The sequence below is a fragment of the Stenotrophomonas sp. STEN018 genome (genome assembly GCF_056760235.1).
In genome coordinates this window covers 1-1191 of the sequence record NZ_JBRREK010000135.1, presented here as the reverse complement: position 1 = coordinate 1191, position 1191 = coordinate 1, and the positions used below count along the sequence as shown (strand labels likewise).

The 1191-nt window shown below is 56.7% G+C and carries 2 protein-coding genes; both read left to right on the top strand.

Going from position 1 to position 1191, the window contains the following annotated elements; all coding sequences use genetic code 11:
• Positions 1–54 precede the first annotated feature (54 nt).
• Positions 55–411 carry a transposase gene (locus tag ACVOMB_RS21040; protein ID WP_481532932.1) on the top strand — a complete coding sequence of 119 codons (357 nt, stop codon included), beginning with the start codon at positions 55–57 and terminating at the stop codon, positions 409–411.
• Positions 381–1191, top strand: an 811-nt coding sequence (locus ACVOMB_RS21035; protein WP_481532933.1) for an IS3 family transposase, incomplete at its 3' end; no start/stop codon positions are given. The genes ACVOMB_RS21040 and ACVOMB_RS21035, both read left to right, overlap by 31 nt.

Here is a 1191-nt window from a genome sequence, read left to right as displayed (position 1 = left end):
CGGTAGCTCCTTCGCTTTAGTGGACACCCTGACCTAACGATCAGGAGTATCCCAATGCCCCGTCCAGGCCCCAGAAGCACCTATCGCTATACCGATCATTTCAAGGCTACCGCCGTACGCTTGAGCGAGCTGCCAGGCGTTTGCGTGGCCGACGTTGCCGAATCGCTTTACATCCACCCTTTCATGTTGTCTCGTTGGCGCAAGCTTGCCCGCGAAGGACATATCGTGACCAAGGGTATCGAGTTAGACCAAGCCATCAGTGCGGAGCTCAAGGAGCTGCGCGAGGTGAAGCGCAGGTATGAGCGCCTGCAGCTTGAGCATGACATTTTAAAAAAAGCCATCGCGTTCACTTCCAAACAAAAGGCGATGTCTTCGCCTTCATCGCCCATCATCAAGAAGCCTGCCCGGTGAGAGCAATGTGCCAGCTGTTCAACGTCAGTGCGGCCGGCTTCTATGCTTGGCTACGTCGGCCGCCAAGCGTGCGCGCGATCGAGGATGAAGCCCTTATCAAGCGCATCTACGGCGTCCACGTGGCAAGCCGATGCACCTATGGCAGCCCACGTGTGCACGCCGCGCTGAAACGAGCCGGCGAAACAATCGGGCGTCGTCGCGTTGAGCGATTGATGCGCCTGGAAGGCATATCCGCGCGTTCGGCCAGCTTGTACAAGCAACGGCCGGGACTCAAGCGATTCCTTGCCAGCATAGGAAGTCACGCCCATCTGGTGGACAACACAAAGCCAGGCCAAGTTTGGGTTGGCGATGTCACCTACCTGAAAGTCGCTGGTCAATGGCGCTACTTGGCCACAGTGATGGACCGCTGCTCCAGGCGCTTGCTCGGCTGGTCGCTTGGAAAGGACAGAACTTTGGCACTGACCAAGCGCGCATTGGCTTCTGCCCTGCGCACCCGCAGACCCATCCCAGGAGCCATCTTCCACAGTGACCGCGGTATCGAGTTCCTGGGTGGCGAATTCAGACAACAGCTGCAGCAAGCCGGATTTCAGCAATCAGCCAATCGTCCTCGTCGTATGACCGACAACGCACATATGGAATCGTGGAACAAATCGATGAAGTCCGATTTCTACCACCAACGCACATTTGAAACCGATGGATCCCTGCTGGCGGCTATCCGCAGCTACGTAGATTTTTACAATAACCAGCGCCTACACTCGGCACTTGGTTATCAAACACCAA